At 55.9% G+C, this 16,941-nt stretch carries 11 protein-coding genes; 5 read left to right on the forward strand and 6 right to left on the reverse strand.

Features of this window, described 5'->3' with window-relative positions:
- Window positions 1-32: 32 nt before the first annotated feature.
- From ABDW13_RS18040 to bcsE, 5 genes are all read right to left on the reverse strand, one after another.
- A complete protein-coding gene (locus ABDW13_RS18040) occupies window positions 33-1,313 on the reverse strand; it encodes a dicarboxylate/amino acid:cation symporter (protein WP_343553939.1) in 1,281 nt (426 codons plus the stop codon).
- Between the two features lie 228 nt (window positions 1,314-1,541).
- Window positions 1,542-3,554 (reverse strand): biofilm formation regulator HmsP, encoded by a 2,013-nt coding sequence (gene hmsP, locus ABDW13_RS18045; RefSeq protein WP_343553954.1) that lies wholly within the window; start codon window positions 3,552-3,554, stop codon window positions 1,542-1,544.
- A gap of 278 nt (window positions 3,555-3,832) precedes the next feature.
- On the reverse strand, window positions 3,833-5,467 hold the full coding sequence (gene bcsG / locus ABDW13_RS18050) for a cellulose biosynthesis protein BcsG (RefSeq protein WP_343553940.1): 1,635 nt from the start codon (window positions 5,465-5,467) through the stop codon (window positions 3,833-3,835).
- Window positions 5,460-5,648: a cellulose biosynthesis protein BcsF gene (gene bcsF, locus ABDW13_RS18055; RefSeq protein WP_343553941.1), complete on the reverse strand. Its 189-nt coding sequence runs from the start codon at window positions 5,646-5,648 to the stop codon at window positions 5,460-5,462. The genes bcsG and bcsF overlap by 8 nt, the downstream gene beginning before the upstream one ends.
- Complete coding sequence (bcsE, locus tag ABDW13_RS18060; protein WP_343553942.1) at window positions 5,645-7,195, reverse strand: cellulose biosynthesis protein BcsE; 1,551 nt, start codon at window positions 7,193-7,195, stop codon at window positions 5,645-5,647. Before bcsE ends, bcsF begins: the two co-directional genes overlap by 4 nt.
- A 193-nt stretch (window positions 7,196-7,388) precedes the next feature.
- Here bcsE and bcsR point away from each other — a divergent pair, with 193 nt between their 5' ends.
- Genes bcsR through bcsC form a run of 5 tightly spaced genes read left to right on the forward strand, consistent with a single transcriptional unit; the run spans window position 7,389 to window position 16,609 of the window.
- Window positions 7,389-7,586, forward strand: a complete 198-nt coding sequence (gene bcsR / locus ABDW13_RS18065) for a cellulose biosynthesis protein BcsR (RefSeq protein WP_343553943.1) — start codon at window positions 7,389-7,391, stop codon at window positions 7,584-7,586.
- Window positions 7,583-8,314 (forward strand): cellulose biosynthesis protein BcsQ, encoded by a 732-nt coding sequence (bcsQ, locus tag ABDW13_RS18070; RefSeq protein WP_343553944.1) that lies wholly within the window; start codon window positions 7,583-7,585, stop codon window positions 8,312-8,314. Before bcsR ends, bcsQ begins: the two co-directional genes overlap by 4 nt.
- Complete coding sequence (gene bcsA / locus ABDW13_RS18075; RefSeq protein WP_343553945.1) at window positions 8,311-10,914, forward strand: UDP-forming cellulose synthase catalytic subunit; 2,604 nt, start codon at window positions 8,311-8,313, stop codon at window positions 10,912-10,914. Before bcsQ ends, bcsA begins: the two co-directional genes overlap by 4 nt.
- 9 nt (window positions 10,915-10,923) lie before the next feature.
- Complete coding sequence (gene bcsB / locus ABDW13_RS18080) at window positions 10,924-13,227, forward strand: cellulose biosynthesis cyclic di-GMP-binding regulatory protein BcsB (RefSeq protein ID WP_343553946.1); 2,304 nt, start codon at window positions 10,924-10,926, stop codon at window positions 13,225-13,227.
- Window positions 13,220-16,609, forward strand: coding sequence for a cellulose synthase complex outer membrane protein BcsC (gene bcsC / locus ABDW13_RS18085; protein ID WP_343553947.1), 3,390 nt, complete (start codon window positions 13,220-13,222; stop codon window positions 16,607-16,609). Before bcsB ends, bcsC begins: the two co-directional genes overlap by 8 nt.
- 23 nt (window positions 16,610-16,632) lie before the next feature.
- On the opposite strand, the gene ABDW13_RS18090 is transcribed toward bcsC, so the two are convergent.
- Complete coding sequence (locus tag ABDW13_RS18090; protein ID WP_343553948.1) at window positions 16,633-16,926, reverse strand: BrnA antitoxin family protein; 294 nt, start codon at window positions 16,924-16,926, stop codon at window positions 16,633-16,635.
- Window positions 16,927-16,941 lie beyond the last annotated feature (15 nt).

Here is a 16,941-nt window from a genome sequence, read left to right on the forward strand (position 1 = left end):
GCATTTCTCAGCAATTTAACGCAAATGGGCGTTTACACGGCAGTTTCTGATGGCTTATTCACCTTTTTCCCGGAAGAAAGCGTCGCGTTCAACTGGTTTTCATCCAGCTGGCCGACCCACTTCGCTACCACGATAGTCGCCACACCGTTACCGACCAGGTTAGTCAGTGCACGCGCTTCGGACATAAAGCGGTCGATACCGAGAATCAGCGCCAGGCCAGCAACCGGCAAATGTCCCACCGCAGACAACGTCGCCGCCAGCACGATAAAGCCACTGCCGGTTACGCCCGCTGCGCCTTTCGAGGAGAGCAGTAACACCACCAGCAAGGTAATTTGGTGGAACACATCCATATGCGCGTTGGTCGCCTGCGCGATAAACACCGCCGCCATGGTGAGGTAAATCGAGGTGCCATCAAGGTTGAACGAATACCCGGTTGGGATCACCAAGCCGACCACCGATTTCTTACAGCCCAGCTTCTCCATCTTATCCAGCATGCGCGGCAGCGCAGATTCAGATGAAGACGTGCCCAGCACAATCAGCAGCTCTTCTTTGATGTAAGCCACAAACTTGAAGATGTTGAAACCGGCAAAGCGGGCGATTAATCCCAGCACCACCACCACGAACAGCACGCAGGTAATGTAGAAGCAGATAATCAACTGACCGAGCTGCACCAGCGATCCGACACCATATTTACCGATGGTAAACGCCATGGCACCAAAGGCACCGATCGGCGCAAGGCGCATGATCATGTTGATCACGCCGAAAATCACTTTGGAGAAGCTTTCGATCACGTTAAACATCACGGTACCGGCGCTACCCAGACGATGCAGGGCGAAGCCGAACAGAATCGCGAACAGCAGCACTTGCAGGATATTGCCGCTGGCGAAGGCACCGATAACGCTATTCGGAATCACATCCAGCAGGAAGGCAACCACGCCTTGTTGTTCCGCTTGCTGTGCATAGACCGCGACCGCTTTGGCATCCAGCGTAGCCGGATCAACGTTCATGCCCGCACCCGGTTGCACTACGTTAACTACCACCAAACCGATAATCAGCGCGATGGTGCTGACCACTTCAAAGTACAGCAGCGCAACCGCGCCAGTACGTCCAACGGCTTTCATGCTCTCCATGCCGGCAATACCGGTCACCACCGTACAGAAAATAACGGGGGCGATGATCATCTTGATCAGCTTAACGAATCCGTCGCCCAGCGGCTTCATTTGCGCGCCTAACTCAGGATAGAAGTGGCCCAACAGGACGCCGATGCCAATGGCAACCAGTACCTGAAAATAGAGGCTTTTTAAGATTTTCATAACAGGTGTCCAGTAAGACGGTTTGCACCGCCATTGTTGTGGAGAACGCATGCGGCAAGCCGCCAGAAGCGTAAAACCTTACCGATGGCGAGGAAAATAACACCCTGTTAACAAGATTAATATCCCCTAACATTCCTTACAAAAGTTACAAAACTCTAACTATGAACTGAAACGCTTCAGCACCGCGCTTCGCTTGAATTTTGCAAGGAAAATCAATAACCAAGGTGATTATTTAGGGAGTTGCGGGGTTCTGAGCCAGCGGTGATTGAAGACCACCAGCGGTAGGGCTTCAGCGTATAAGTAGCCTTGTCCTATAGTAATTCCGCGCGCCAGCAGCCAATCGCGTTGCTCGGCTGTTTCGACGCCTTCGGCAATCACATCGAGATGAATGATGTCGGCAATCGCCGCCACAATGCGCACCATGGTGTCGTCATCCGGCAGCGCGGAAACAAAGCTGCGGTCCATTTTTAACTTATTCACCGGCAGCGCTTTGAACTGATGCAGATAGTTAAGGTTGGAATAGCCCATGCCGAAATCATCAAGCGCCACGGCGACGCCGGTTTGCTGTAATAAACGCAGCAGCGCAATGGCTTGTTCTGCATCGCCAATTTGCGCGGTTTCAGTGATTTCCAGCACGAAGTTGCCTGGCGCGATGCGATGCCGCTCCAGCAAGCCCTGCAAATGACTCACCATGCTGGCATCACGCAGTTGCACCGCTGAAATGTTAACGCTCAATGGGATGTTAATGCCCTGCTTCTGCCAGCCGGCGATAATGCGGCACGCTTCTTCGAACACCCAGCGGCCAATCGCTGAAATCACGCCTATCTCTTCGGCGCTAGCAATAAATTCTTCCGACAAACCGTAACTGCCGTCTGGCATCCGCATACGCAACAGCGCTTCGGCACCGGCTAATTCACCGGTCTCCATGTTGATTTGCGGCTGCAAATAGAGGGCAAACTGCTCGTCCTGTAAACCTTGCAAGATGTCATGTTCTTGGGTTAACCGCTTTTGCGCCCGCTCGGTGAGCGCCGGGTCGAAGAACAGAATCTGGTTTTTGCCTTGATGGCGCGCCGACATCATCGCCGACGTGGCACGGTCCAACTGCTCGCTGGCCGCGATGCTGCTCTCTTCATGCAGCGCCAGGCCAATGCTGGCGTTCGGTCTGAGCTGGAGCTGTTGCAGGTTTACCGGTTGATTGATGCGAATCATCAAGCTGCGCGCCAGGCGCATCGCGCGGAACGGATTGTGCGCGCGCTTCATCAACAAGGCGAAATCGCTGGGTCCGGTTTGCGCTAGCAAGGAGTGATCGTCCACCGTGCTGCGAATCTTCTCGACCAGCGTCAGCATCAACGTATCGCGCTGTTCATCGCTCAGCACGCCGTTGGCTTCCTGCAAAGTCTCAATGCGAATCACCATCAAGCCCCACGGCTGGCGGTTACTTCGATGGCTGATGTGCTGATCCAGCAGCGCAAGAAACAGCGCGCGATTGGGCAAATCGGTGACGGCGAAATGCGTGGTCATGCGGCTCATTTCGTCGTGAATGGATTCCAGCACCTGCTGGTTACGATTGTAGCTACGGATCATCATGCCGATTTCATCATCACGATGATTATGCGGCAGCGGCAGCTTGTGGGTCAGAATCGCCTGCGGCGGCAGTTCCTGCAAATCACGCGAAATATTGCGCAGCGGATGAACGATCAAACGGTTGATGCACCAGCTGATCGCCACGGAAAGAATCAGCGCCAGCAGCAAATAGGTGGTGATCATGGTGGACAAGGTGCTGAGAAGGAACTGATAGACGCGCGAGGAATCCGCTTGCAGCACTAAATAAGCAATCGGCTTCGGCAATCCCGCACGCTCTGCGGAGTAGAGCGGCAAGGTGATTTGTACCGGCAGTTCAAACAGACGCGCCACCCAGCGCGGCACCGGTTTTTCTGGCGCAAAATCGGCATGCAATGCCTGGAACGCGTTCGGCAGTACCACATCGGCGCGCGATAAAATGCCCGCCGGTTTCAGCGTATTGAGGATACGTTCCGCTTGGGGAATATCGCCTTTTATCACCGCATCAGTCAGCGGTTGGCGCACGGTATGCGCCACATTTTCCATTTGTTGGGCGTAGTCAATCCTGCGCTGCTGCACAAAGTGGAACAGCTGGATGACAATAAAGATGCTGATGGTCACCATCGCCACGGCGGAAACCGTCGCCATCTGCTTGATCGTTAGAGAACGACTGACGCGCAACAAAACCTCTCCAGGCTACTTTAGCCGTGTGGTTAGATGAAATTCGCAGCGAGTATATCTCAGGTCATGGGGTTATTTCGCCGGGATAAAGGCGAAAAATGGCCGAGTTAGGTGATTTACAGGAGGATTCGGAAAAATGCAGGTGGAAATAGGCAGTGATTGGTAGCGGCGCGATTTATCGCGTTTTTTTGGTCTTAATGGATGAAGCACTGTGCTTCGTCCACCATTGCGCAATAAATTGCGCCGCTACGGGTACGTGCGGGATTTAAATGAGCACCTTACTGCGGATAAGCCACCCAATCACCGCCGTTCAGGCGGATCCACGGTTTGCCCTGATACATCATCACCACCGCATTATCGTTCTCGGAGACCACCGGCGTTTGCGGCAGATTATCGGTTAATACCGACATATTCACGTTCGGCGCATTGAACACTTGTCCATCCACCACGCGTGAAACAATCTCTGAAATCGCTTGCAGGCTGGTTGGCGTATCGACGCTGAGCGGCTGACCTTGATGCGGCGCTTTCATACCCACAAACTTAATCCCGACTGGCACATGCGTGATATCCGGGCTTGGAATGTCACGCAAGCCCGACATCTGCATTTTATCGCCTTGCAGCGCCGCACCGTGTTCCGGCACCACCAGCACCATCACGCGACGGCCCGATTTCTCCAGATTCGTCAGGAAGGCGTCGAGTTGATCAAACAGCACTTTGGCGCGCGGCTGCCAATCGGCGCTGCGCGTGCTGCCCAATTCGCGTGTCCCGTCATGCAGCGGAATCAGGTTATAGAAAGTGGCGCTGCGCGCATCGCTGCTTTTAGTGCGATCGTCGAGCCAGCGCTGCATTAACTGCGCATCATTGAAGACCGGCGAACCATCAAATGAGGTCACTTCCGGCGCGATACCGGCTTGCGACATCAACGGTGCCTGCAAATTGCCCTCTTCGCGCAGCTCTTTGAGATAGTTACCAAACACGCCGGTGTGATCCATCATCAACTGCTGCTTAAAGCCCAGCTTCGCCAAATTATCAAACAGATAGCAGCGCGCGTCGGTGGCTTTATACAGGTCGCTGTGCGAACTCTGCCCGCAACTGGCGCGCAGTAAACGAATCCCTGCCGGGCCGCTGTAGCCGGTGGCGGAGTTGTAATTGTTAAGCAGGATATCGAAGTGCTGCCACAGCGGATGATTGCGCAGCTGCGCCACGTTCAAATCTGACCACGACAGCGAACAGATGTTGATCACCAGAATATCAAACGGCTGTGAATCCGCAGGCAGCGCATCCGGGAAATGCGTCACGCGCTGGCGCTCGCTGTCGTAGAAGCGGTTAAGCCACGCGGTGAGATTGGCGCTGGTTGGCGGCGCGGATTGATCGAGGCCGTCCGGCGCTTTCGCCGCTGGCGCATTGTCCAGTTTCACGCTTGGCGTGGCCGCGTTGCTCGGCAACAAATTCAGCGCCGGGCCAGCAATGGTCAGCACGTTGAGCCAGATCAGCATCAGTGAAACCAGCACGGTGACACGAATCCACTGCGCGACAAACAGATACAGCACCAGCAACACAAAGCCCGCGCCGATCATTTCCCAGTTGATAAAGCGATTAGCCAGATCGAGCAGATAGCTCGCCGAGAAGCCCGCCAGTTGGCTGCCCTGGCTCATAATTGAACTCAGTCCCGGCAGCCAGGTATCGTGCCAGAACAGCGCAAAACCAATCGGCAGCGAAATCCAGTGGCGCAGGCGGTGCAAACGCAGATTAGGCAGCGGGAACAGCAGCCACGCCAGAAACACCAAATTGCTTAGCGCGTGGAAATTCAAATAGCCGTACCATAGCAGCGCGAATTTAATCAGGAAGTAGAAATTCCAGCCGCCGAGACCGCGCCACCACGAACCGCGCAGCGTTGAAGATGTGTTATCCATGTTTATCCGTTTTTTTCACTTTGCGTTGCCACTGCCCTTCTGATTTCAATGCACGCGTCGGCAGCAAACGCATCAGCGAACTACTGCGACTGCGCGACAATCCGCGACCAAACAGCGATTTCAGAAATAGCAAAACCAATAACAGCAGGATCGCCACCTGCACCCAATCCATCAGTGTCATGGGCGGCTTACTCCATTGAGATTGAGGCTAATCGGTTGCGGCGTCTGCGCACTGCGCACCGTTTCCGCTGCGTGTGCGGGCTGCGGCACTGCGGCGATCGGCTCGGCGCTGACATCGCGCTGGACCACCGGTGTGAGCTGGCGAATTTTATGCGCTTCCGACAGGATCTGATTGTCTTCGAACCACACCATGCGATTGCTGAATAGCTCATCGTGCGGCAACGAAAAAATCGATTTAAGCGCGATATCCAAATCGTTAAATCGGCAGGAAGAGAGGAATAAATAGATGCGATCGTTAATTAACGTCACCAAATCGCCAAAACGACGGGGTTTGCATAATGTCAGAATCTGTTCCGGCTTCAATTGCGGCACGGGACGCAACGCCACCATCAACCCTTTATCGTTTTCCGGCAGCAGCGTATTGCTCATCAACTGCTGCACCGCAGCACAGAACGCATCCAACGGCAAATAACCTTTCTGCTGCAACGGCTGTAGCGCTTGCATCAACGCATTGAGATTGGCCGGCACATGACGAGAGAATTGCTGCCCCTGAATGCCTTCCAGCGTGGTAAGAAAGCGCGACAAACTGGCCGCCGTCGGCACGATGGCGTTGACGCCGCAAGCCAGCAGCAAACGTTCATCACTATAGCGAAGCGTGGTACTAATCTCGCGCACCACAATCTTCAATGCGCTACCTCGCGAACGGCGCAAACTATGGACCATCTTCGCTAGCGAGTTAATGTCCTGATTATGGGCCAGGCTAAAGATCACCGTGGCGGCATTCGCCTGCTGGGCGCGCGAAAATACGCTCTCGTTATCGCTAAACAGTTGCCATTGCACAGAAAGCGGCGGCGCGCCTTCCAACACCCCTTCTTGGGCAAGGAATTGATTTTCATCGTTGAGGCTTAATGGGATATTTTGCTCGCTTTCATTGGCGGCAATAAATTGATCTTCGATACAACTCAAGCGTATCGCGCGATCGGCCAACAATTTATCGGCGGAGTACCACCAATTAATTCGATATTGCCAGCTATCCTGTTGAAAATCTAAATGTGCGACACCATCAAGCTGGCGAAAATAACCTTGCAGATGATTGCGCAAGTGAATTATTGCCGTACCGGAGGCGATCATTAACAAGGTGATTTGTTTATTGATTAACATGCGCCGCATGCGTTTAAGCCAAATTACCAGTTCGTCTGGCGATAATTTTGCCCACAGTTCAGCCTGGCTATAAAACAGCACTAAGCCGCTGTGGCTATCCAACACACGTGCAAAATCGCTTTCTAACTGCTGTAAACTGGCTTTATTCGCTGGCAGCGAAAATAACGGCATACGCGCGGGACCATCCGCCGGATCGGGCGTCATCAGTGCCTGCGGTTTATCCGCAGCGCTAATCAGCGTAGCGGCATTTTGCTGGCTAACTACCTGACGCAACAATATTCTTGCGTCTTCCTGACGCTGACAAGTGATCCAATACAAACCAGGCGTTTGCAGGGAGTTTAATTCCTGCTGCACCTGTTGCAGTCCGAGCGCGTAGTGATTTTTCATATTTGATTCACGTTCTGTACAATCCAGGCTAGTTTAATCTAGACGACTATGATTGGAACTGCTGAAATAAAAAATAGCGACTTAATGCGAATCACATTGATCTGTGCATAGCATTTGCCTTTACTTCAGGCTTAAACTTTACAAAAAATAGAACCACAATTCATCCGTTGTTGTTTTTCGGTGGCAAAAAGTAATGAAAACTGAAAATGCCTTTTCGTTGATCGCATCCACCAGCGATGATCACGATGACATTAATGCGCTGAGTGATGCTTTTTCGTTAAAAGCATTTCACTACATTGATATTGCTCGCGAAGCGCGACTGAATACTATTATGGCGCGCTGGCCTTTACTGCGTGAATTAACTGCGGCGCAGGAGTGGGATCGCCAATGAGCGTCATTGCACTTCAGGGTTTACGCGGCGGCAGTGGCGCGACGTCGCTCTGCGCGGCGTTGGGTTGGGCGCTAAATGCGCTGCAACAATCGGTGTTAGTGATTGATCTTTCATCGGTAAATCAACTCGCCGCCCATTTTAATCTGCCGCTGGATAATGCTTCTGGCTGGGCGCCCGCGCTGCTTGAGCAGCAAGCATGGCAAAACAGTGCGCAACGCTATCAAAACGGACTCGATTTCCTGCCGTTTGGCCAATTATCTTCAACGCAAGTCGCACGCTTTAATGCCGCTGATGCGGATTTTGCCGCGCCGCTGCTGCACGCTTTACCGGCCCTGAAATCACAGTACGATTGGATTATTTTCGATGTCCCAGCGGATCTGTTGCCGTGGCATCGCGCGTTTATGCTGGCGGCCAATCGTCTGCTGCAAGTGCTCACCTTGGATGCCAACTGCCAGTTGCGTCTGCATCATCCACGTTTCCTGCCGCACACCTTGTTCCTGATTAACCAATTCAACGCCAACAGCCAGCTGCAACAAGATCTGCATCAGTTGTGGATTAACTCGCTCAACAATCTGATTCCGCAAGTGATTCATCGCGATGAAGCGCTGGCGGAAGCCTTGATGATGAAGCAGCCGGTTGGCGAATATCGCCCGCATGCGCTGGCGAGTGATGAGATCAACACGCTGGCCAACTGGCTGTTGCTGCACGTGGCGGGAGGCGCAGCGTGAATCCGTTGCGTTGGTTGCTGCTACCGCAAGCGTGGCAGGCGCTCCATAGCCGCGCACAGGTGGCGCGTCAGCATGGCGCGGGCCGCTTAACCACCGCGCTGCATCTGATGTGGTGCGTGTTGGCTTGGTCGCTGCTGCGGCTGGAATCGCCCAGTTGGCAACGCATCTTGCAACAGCGTCAGCGCTACTATCCCAACATTTCGCCACTGCGCCCGCGCGCATTGGATGTGCTGCGTTATGCGCTGCAAAGCCTGTGGCTGATGCTGGTGCTGCCAATGCATAACGAGCGCCAACGCTTTAACGCCTTTGGCCCGCTGTTCCGCTGGCGGCAGCGGCTGTATCAATGGTTAGGATCGATCCCCGCCCGCTTAGGGGAAACCGGTCTGCGCGAACGCTCGGAGCAGAAGCTGCAAGCGCTGCCATCGCGCATGCGCCAGCTGCTGTTTATCGTGGCGGCGATTGTCGCCAGCCTGTTGGCACTGCTGTGTATTTCGCAACCGTTCGGCATTACTACCCAGTTTGTCTTCGTGCTGCTGCTGTGGGGTTTGGCGATGCTGGTGCGGCGCGTGCCGGGTCGTTTATCCACCATCATGTTGATCGTGTTGTCGCTGACCATTTCCTGTCGCTATTTGTGGTGGCGTTATACCGAAACGCTGAACTGGGACGATCCGCTCAGCCTGACGTTTGGCTTGCTATTGATTGGTGCGGAAACCTATTCGTGGACGGTGCTGGTGCTGGGTTATTTCCAGACGCTGTGGCCGCTGAATCGCCAGCCGGTTTCCATGCCGCCGGAGATTACCTCGTGGCCGAGCGTCGATATTTTGGTGCCGACCTACAACGAACCGCTCAGCGTAGTGAAACCGACCATTTATGCGGCGATGGGCATCGACTGGCCGCAGGATAAGCTCAACATCTATATTCTCGATGACGGCACGCGCGACGAGTTTCGCGAATTTGCCGCCAGCGTCGGCATCAATTATGTGGTGCGCCCCACGCACGAACACGCCAAAGCCGGCAACATCAACCATGCGTTGAAAGTCGCCTGCCGCAGCGATTACGTGGCGATTTTTGACTGCGACCATGTGCCAACCCGCTCATTCCTGCAACTCACCATGGGCTGGTTCCTGAAAGATCATCGGTTGGCGATGCTACAAACGCCGCACCACTTCTTCTCGCCCGATCCGTTCGAACGCAACCTGGGGCGCTTCCGCCAAACGCCAAACGAAGGTTCGCTGTTTTATGGCTTAGTGCAGGACGGCAACGATACCTGGGATGCGGCCTTCTTCTGCGGTTCTTGCGCCGTATTGCGTCGCAGCGCGCTGGATGAAATTGGCGGCATCGCGGTTGAAACCGTAACGGAAGATGCGCACACCTCGCTGCGTTTACATCGCCAGGGCTACACCTCGGCGTATATCCGCATTCCGCAGGCGGCGGGTCTGGCAACCGAGAGTTTGTCGGCGCATATCGGCCAACGTATCCGTTGGGCGCGCGGCATGGTGCAAATTTTCCGCCTCGATAACCCGCTGTTCGGCAAAGGCTTAAAGCTGGTACAGCGCTTGTGTTACGCCAACGCCATGCTGCACTTCCTTGCTGGTATTCCGCGTTTGATCTTCCTGCTGGCGCCGCTGGCGTTTCTGCTCTGTCACGCTTACATCATCTACGCGCCCGCGCTGGCGATCGCCATTTACGTGCTGCCGCATATGCTGCACACCAGCTTGACCAACTCGCGTATTCAGGGCCGCTGGCGACATTCGTTCTGGAGCGAAGTGTATGAAACCGTGCTGGCGTGGTACATCGCGCGCCCTACCACGGTGGCGCTGTTCAATCCGCACAAAGGTAAGTTCAACGTTACTGCCAAAGGGGGTTTGGTCACCGAACGCCATCTGGATTGGGTGATCACCAAGCCCTATATGATGCTGGTGCTGCTGAATCTCGCCGGCATCGGCATGGCGTTCTGGCGCATGGCGTATGGCCCGGCGAATGAAATGCTCACCATTTGGGTCAGCCTGGTTTGGGTGCTGTACAACATGATTATCCTTGGCGGCGCGGTGGCCGTTTCGGTGGAAGCACGCCAAATCCGTGAAGCGCACCGCGTGGAGATCGCCATGCCAGCGGCAATTGCGCGCGAGGATGGTCACATGGTGCCGTGCACCTTGCGCGACTATTCCGATGGCGGCGTCGGCGTGGAGCTGCGTGAAGAGAATGCGCTGAAAGAGGATGAAGCGGTGTGGCTGTTGCTGCGTCGCGGTCAGCAAGAGTTCAGCTTCCCGTGCCAGGTGCAGCGTGTGTTTGGCCGCCGCGCCGGTATTCGTCTACATCAACTCTCCACCCGCCAGCACATCGAATTCATTCAATGCACCTTCGCCCGCGCCGATACCTGGGCGCTGTGGCAGGACGGCTTCCCGGAAGATAAACCGGTACAAAGTCTGGCCGATATTATGGTGCTGGGTTTCAAAGGCTATCTGCGTCTGGCCGAGTACGGTCCCGCGCCGCTCCGCCGATTATTCCGAGGGCTCACCGTATTGGTGAGCTGGCTGGCGACATTGCTGCCGCAACGCATTGGCCGCGCGCCCGCAACCATCAAAACCGATTTCACTTAAGTTGATGATATGACCATGACGAGAAAACTGAGTTGGTTCACCGCCCTGCTGCTGGGCTGCGTTTCTACCACCCACGCCGCGCCACAGCCCGATGCGCCGCCTGCGCCGCGCGCCACAGCGCAAACGACGTTGCCGGTGGTGAACGATCTGCTCGATCCGCAAGCGCCGCTGCGTGATAGCCAGCTGGTCTTTAATCAGGTCGCACCGCCGCCGGGCAGCATGACGTTGCGCGGCACCGAGCCGAGCAGCCAGATTGAGTTTGGCGTGCGCAGCGATGAAGTGGTGACGCGCGCGCTGCTCAATCTCAGCTATCGTCCCTCGCCCGCGCTCATTCCTACGCTGTCGCAGCTTAAGGTCTATCTCAACGATGAACTGGTTGGTTTGGTGACGGTCACCGCCGATCAACTCGGCAAAGAGAACCAAACGCAACTTCCAATCGATCCGCGCTTCATCAGTGACTTCAACCGCGTGCGGCTGGAGCTGGTTGGCCATTACGCCAACGTGTGTGAAAACCCGGCGAATAGCACAATTTGGCTGGATATCGGCAAAGACAGCAAACTCGATCTAACCTTGCAAAAACTGCCGCTGAAGAACGATTTGTCGCACTTCCCAGAACCGTTCTTTGATACGCGTGATAGCCGTCCGTTGCAGTTGCCGATGGTGTTCAGCGCGCAACCGGATTTAGTGCAGCAACGCGCGGCGGGCATTTTGGCCTCCTGGTTTGGCAGCAAAGCACAGTGGCGCGGCCAATCTTTTCCGGTGCTGTATAACCAATTGCCGCAAGCGCAGCACGCCATTGTGTTTGCCACCAACGATCATCGCCCAGACTTCCTGAAAGATCTGCCGCCAGTGGATAAACCAACGGTGCAGATGGTCAATCAGCCCGACAATCCGTACGAAAAAATGCTGCTGATTCTGGGTCGTGATGACAACGATCTGCTCACCGCCGTGGAAGGCATTTCGCAAGGCCAGCTGCTGCTGCGTGGCGACAGTTCAACCATTGATAGCGTGAAACTGCTGGCACCGCGTCAGGCTTACGATGCACCAAACTGGGTGCGCACCGATCGCCGCACCACCTTCGCCGAGCTGACGCAGTATCAAAACCAGCTGCAAGGCGACGGTTTGCAGCCCAATCCGATTAGCCTGACGCTGAATCTGCCGCCGGATCTGTTCCTGGTACGCGCGCGCGGTATCGATATGGATCTGCATTATCGTTACACCTCGCCGATTCAGCAGGATGGTTCGCGTCTGGCGGTGCACCTGAACAATCAGTTCATGCAGGATTATCCGCTGACGCCGAAAGATACCGCCGGGCAGCAGCTGATGCGTATTCCGCTGATGCAGGGTTTGCAGGACAGCAATCGCCAGCTGACCATTCCGGCGTTGCGCCTTGGCGTGGTCAATCAGCTGCGTTTCAACTTTGATTATGCCAACACCTTTATTGGCGGCACCGCCGATGGTCGCTGCGAAACCGTCACTGCGGTGGGTCATCACGTGGTGATCGACGACAACTCCAGCATCGATTTCTCCGGTTATCGCCACTACATCGAAATGCCATCGCTGGCGGCGTACGCCAATGCAGGCTTCCCTTACAGCCGCTACGCCGATCTGGCGCAAACGCTGGTGCTGGTGCAGCCGAAGCCGAGCAATAACCAGGTCAGCACTTTGCTGAATGCGCTCGGCAGCATCGGCGCGCAAACCGGTTATCCAGCGCTGCGCGTGCAGATGAGCGATGACTGGAGCAAAGCCAAAGCCAGCGATGCCGATCTGCTGATGATCGGCGACCTGCCAAAAGATCTGCAAGACGACAGCAAGATCAACCTGCTGGCCGATGCGGCACGCAGCTGGATCAACATGCCATCGCGCCCAATTACCGCCGCGAACGTGCCAGTTTCTGCCAGCGATCGCGCCGTCGAAAGCCAAACCACCATCAGTTCGCGCGGGCCGATGGGCGCGATTGTCGGCTTCCAGTCACCGTTTAACGATCAACGTAGCGTGGTGGCGTTAATGGCTGACAGCCCACGCGGCTGGGATCTGCTGAATAATGCGCTGCTCGACAGCGGCAAACGCGCGGCAGTGTTTGGTTCGGCCAGCGTGATTCGTGAATCGGGCGTCACCAGCGTGCGCGTCGGCGACACCTATTTCGTCGGTCATTTGCCATGGTGGGAACGCCTGTGGAACCTGCTGGCAACCCATCCGGTGTGGCTGGCGATTTGCGCCACCCTGGTGGTGATTCTGTTTGCACTGATGGCATGGCGTTTAATGCGCATGGTGAGCCGTCGTCGTTTGGCCGAACTTGATGACGATGAATAAGCTCAAACTCGGATTACTGATTGGCAGCACCTTGGGCGTGTTGGCGGGATCAACCGCCGCGCCCATCGGCCCGCAGGTGGCGCCGGTCGAGTGGCTGCTGATGCAGATCCGCACCGGCGAATCGACCAACAAAATCGACCTGGTACAGCAATCGCTGTATCGGCTGGAAAAAATCGATCCCGATAATCCGCAAGTGCTGGCGGCGCAAATTCGCATGGCGCTGCGTCAGGGCGATCAAGCCAAAGCGCAGCAGCTGCTGGATCAGTTGAAACGCATCGCGCCGAATGATGCCGCGACGCGTGAATCTGAAACCGGTTTGCGGCTAATCAGTGCCGAAGGCCGTCAGCAGTTGCAGCAGGCGCGTTTGCTGGCGACCGCTGGACGTATCGAAGAAGCGAAAACCGCGTGGGATAACCTGTTCCACGGCGTCTTCCCTGATGTGAATACCGAGCTGGAATATTGGCGTTTAGTCGCGCGTCTGCCCGGCCAGCAACTGCGTGCTTACAACCAACTGCAAGCGTTGGAGCAGCGCTATCCGGGCAATATCGGTGTGGAATTGCAGCTGGCGCGCATGGCGTTTGATAACAATCAGCCGGGCGAAGCGCTGACGCAGTTGAAACGTCTGGCCAATCGCAACGGCGGGCGCGATGCCGCATCCGAGTTGTGGCTGCAACAAATCCAGAATCAGCCGGTGAGCGAACGTAGCGTCGCCAGTTTGCAACAATATCTGCAAACCTTTACCGAAGGCGATGCGCAGCAGCGCGGTCAGCAAGAGCTGGCGCGTCAGCAAAAACTGCTCGCCGATCCGGCATATCGTCAACGTATGCGCGGTTTGGCGTTGGTTGAGGCTGGCGGCGGCGCGGGTGCAATTACCGCGCTCAATGCTGCGCTGAAAGCCAATCCCAATGATGCCGAACTGATGGGCGCGATGGGCCAGGCGCAGGCGCGCGCCAATAATCGTGCGGACGCCATTAGCTGGCTGGAAAAAGCCATCAAAGCCGGTCAGGCCAGCACGCAGATCGGCAAGTGGCAATCGCTGCTGCAAACCAACCGCTATTGGCTGGCGATCAACAATGGCGATGCGGCGCTGAAAAAGGGCGATCTGGCGGGCGCAGAACGCCAATATCGCAGCGCACAGGCGCTGGATAATCGCGACAGTTGGGCGCTAATCGGCTTGGGCGATGTGGCACAAGCACGCAAAAACAGCAATTTAGCCCAGCAATATTGGCAGCAGGCGCTACGCCTTGATCGCAGCAACAGCACGGCGCAGCGACGCTTATTACAACTGCATACCGATACGTTATTGGCAGAAGCCGATACGCTGGCGCAGCAAGGCCAATGGCATCAAGCGGCATTGAAATATCGTCAGGCGGCGCAGGAAAATCCCGACGATATCTGGCTGGCTTATCGCCTGGCAGGCGCACTGCGCAGCAGCGGAGAAGCATCACAAGGTGCGCAGGTGATTGAAACCATGCTGCGCCAGCATCCGCAAGATGCGGCGGCGCTGTATGCGGCCGCGCTGTGGCTCTCTTCCGGCGATCAAGATGACAAAGCGCTGGCGACCTTGCATCAGCTGCCCGAGGCGCGCTGGGACAGCAACATGCATGAGCTGGCCGATCGTCTGGAACAAGATAAAGTGTTTGCGCGCGCCGATACGTTACGCGCGCAAGGCAAAGAAAAAGCCGCCATCGCGCTGCTGAAACAGCAACCGGCGTCGATTCGTCGCGATATCCGCCTCGCCGATTGGGCGCTGGAGCGCGGTGATGCCAACAGCGCGCTGGCGAGTTATCAGCATGTATTGAAGCAAGATAGTAAAAACAGCGATGCCGCGTTGGGCCGGATTGAAGCGTTGCTGGCACTGAAGCGCAACGCGGAGGCGCGCCAGGCGCTACAAACCTTGCCGGATAGCGTCGTGCTGCAAAGCGTCAACACCGCGCGTCGCGTGGCGCTGGCGTGGCAAAGCAGCGGCGATAACGTGCGCGCGCAGCAGTTGTTCGATCAGCTGAAAACCCGCGCCGACCAACTTGCGCCTTCGCAGGAGAAAGCGCTGACCTATCGCGATGCCGCACGTTTGGAAACCCAGCTGCAGCAGCCAGAACGGGCGCAGCAGGATTATCGTTTAGCCATGGCCGCCAGCGGCATCAGCCCCGCTGTGCCAGCAGATAACGACAACTACACCGCGTTGACGCGCAATCAAATGCAAGACGACTGGCTGAAACGCAGCATCCGCAGCGACGCCGCCGATCTCTATCGTCAGCAAGACACCACGTTTACGCTGGAGCAGGATTACTCGCGCAACAAAGGCAATGGCGGCACCTCCGATTTCACCGCGCACACCACCATGATGCAGGCGGAAACGCCGTTGGCTGACGGGCGCAGTTTCGTGCGCGTTGATCATGTGCTGGTTTCAGCGGGCACCTTCTCAACCACCAACGGCAGCCACAGCGAGCGCTTTGGTAGCTGCAATGATGATAATTCCGGCGGATGCAGCCGCGATCTCACGCAACGCGATGAAGGCACCGCCGTTGGCGTGGGCTGGCACAACGATCGCTGGTCAGCCGATCTCGGCACCACACCGCTCGGCTTTGAAGTCACCAATTGGGTCGGCGGCGTCAGCTGGAAAACCGATGTCGATGATTTCGGCCTAACCTTCACCGCATCACGCCGACCGATTTCCAGTTCGTTGCTGGCTTTCGCGGGCGCCCGCGATCCGGCAACCAACGGTGGCAAAACCTGGGGCGGCGTGGTCGCCACCGGTGGTTCGCTGGGGTTGAGTTACGATCAGGGCGGTGCGAATGGTGTGTGGGCTGATTTGAGCGCGCACCAACTCAGCGGTGAAAACGTTGCGGATAATAGCCGCGAACGCCTAATGGCCGGTTATTATTACAAGCTGATCAACGAAGATAATCGCCGCGCCACCGTTGGCCTGAATAGCATGCTGTGGCATTACCAGAAAGATTTGAGCGATTACACCTTTGGCCAGGGCGGCTACTACAGTCCGCAGGAATACTTCTCGCTGTCGGTGCCGGTGACGTATCGCCAGCGTACCGAGAATTGGTCGTTTGATCTCGGCGGCTCGGTTTCGTGGTCACAATCGCAAACCGATGGTCAGCAGCGCTATCCGGTTAATCCGGGATACGTGCTGGCATCAAATCCGACTTCAGATAACGGCTCAGGCAACGGTTTTGGTTACACCGTGCAAGCGCTGGTCGAGCGTCGCATCACGCCGCATTGGTCGGTTGGCCTGGCGATGGATATTCAGCAAGCCAAGGATTACACCCCAAGCCACGGATTGATTTTCATGCGTTATTCGATGGCGGGCTGGAACGGCGATATGGATATGCCGCCGCAGCCGTTAACGCCGTATGCGGATTTTAAATAATGGCGGCGTTCAGCCGCCCTGCGCTATTTACTTTGCATTTCACGCAGCATCGCAGCGCGTAAAATGGCATTCAAGCGCGTTTGATATCCTTTCCCCGGCGCTTTCAACCACTCCAACACATCGGCATCAATTCTGACTGAAGCCTGTGTTTTGACCGGCCGATAGAATCGTCCATTGGAAGAGGAGGCCCAAAATTCCTCACCCAAAGGAGCGATATCACTGCAATCAATCTCACCGTCTGGCTTTTGACTAAGCGCTTCCAACTCAGCTTGTTGCGTATCCGTTAATGGCGGTAACGCGCTTCGTTTCATTTGCATAAGGCAGTACACTTT

Origin of the sequence: Pantoea sp. (assembly GCF_039594315.1) — a bacterium.
Classification (GTDB): domain Bacteria; phylum Pseudomonadota; class Gammaproteobacteria; order Enterobacterales; family Enterobacteriaceae; genus Pantoea.

Bases quoted from the DNA above. Each gene is read 5' to 3' on its own strand.
- bcsQ (WP_343553944.1), top strand. From the start codon at position 7,583: ATGAGCGTCATTGCACTTCAGGGTTTACGCGGCGGCAGTGGCGCGACG.
- bcsC (WP_343553947.1), top strand. From the start codon at position 13,220: ATGAATAAGCTCAAACTCGGATTACTGATTGGCAGCACCTTGGGCGTG.
- bcsR (WP_343553943.1), top strand. From the start codon at position 7,389: ATGAAAACTGAAAATGCCTTTTCGTTGATCGCATCCACCAGCGATGAT.
- bcsF (WP_343553941.1), bottom strand. From the start codon at position 5,648: ATGACACTGATGGATTGGGTGCAGGTGGCGATCCTGCTGTTATTGGTT.
- ABDW13_RS18040 (WP_343553939.1), bottom strand. From the start codon at position 1,313: ATGAAAATCTTAAAAAGCCTCTATTTTCAGGTACTGGTTGCCATTGGC.
- bcsE (WP_343553942.1), bottom strand. From the start codon at position 7,195: ATGAAAAATCACTACGCGCTCGGACTGCAACAGGTGCAGCAGGAATTA.
- bcsG (WP_343553940.1), bottom strand. From the start codon at position 5,467: ATGGATAACACATCTTCAACGCTGCGCGGTTCGTGGTGGCGCGGTCTC.
- bcsB (WP_343553946.1), top strand. From the start codon at position 10,924: ATGACCATGACGAGAAAACTGAGTTGGTTCACCGCCCTGCTGCTGGGC.
- ABDW13_RS18090 (WP_343553948.1), bottom strand. From the start codon at position 16,926: ATGCAAATGAAACGAAGCGCGTTACCGCCATTAACGGATACGCAACAA.